Here is a 634-nt window from a genome sequence, read left to right as displayed (position 1 = left end):
ATTAACGGCATGATATTGACTTATTGAATAAAATTGGGTAAATTTGACTCAACGATGGGTTAATTCGCTCGTTGTGGTAGTGAGATGAAAAGAGGCGGCGCTTACTACCGATTCCGCCTAGTTGGTCACTTCGACGTATCGTCTGGAACTCCAACCATCGCAGGCAGAGAGGTCTGCAAAATGCAATCCCGAAACAGTTCGCAGGTAATAGTTAGAGCCTGCATAACGGTTTCGGGATTTTTTATATCTGCACAACAGGTAAGAGCATTGAGTCGATAATCGTGAAGAGTCGGCGAGCCTGGTTAGCCAGTGCTCTTTCCGTTGTGCTGAATTAAGCGAATACCGGAAGCAGAACCGGATCACCAAATGCGTACAGGCGTCATCGCCGCCCAGCAACAGCACAACCCAAACTGAGCCGTAGCCACTGTCTGTCCTGAATTCATTAGTAATAGTTACGCTGCGGCCTTTTACACATGACCTTCGTGAAAGCGGGTGGCAGGAGGTCGCGCTAACAACCTCCTGCCGTTTTGCCCGTGCATATCGGTCACGAACAAATCTGATTACTAAACACAGTAGCCTGGATTTGTTCTATCAGTAATCGACCTTATTCCTAATTAAATAGAGCAAATCCCCT

The 634-nt window shown here is 47.0% G+C and carries 1 protein-coding gene; it reads left to right on the top strand.

Annotated elements, in window-relative coordinates:
* Positions 1-84 precede the first annotated feature (84 nt).
* On the top strand, positions 85-279 hold the full coding sequence (locus D0S45_20695) for a hypothetical protein (GenBank protein TIH06666.1): 195 nt from the start codon (positions 85-87) through the stop codon (positions 277-279).
* Positions 280-634: the final 355 nt, after the last annotated feature.

This window comes from Marinifilum sp. JC120 (assembly GCA_004923195.1).
Taxonomy (GTDB): domain Bacteria; phylum Desulfobacterota; class Desulfovibrionia; order Desulfovibrionales; family Desulfovibrionaceae; genus Maridesulfovibrio.
The sequence above is the reverse complement of the archived record's forward strand: the minus strand, read 5'-3'. Positions and strand labels throughout refer to the sequence as shown.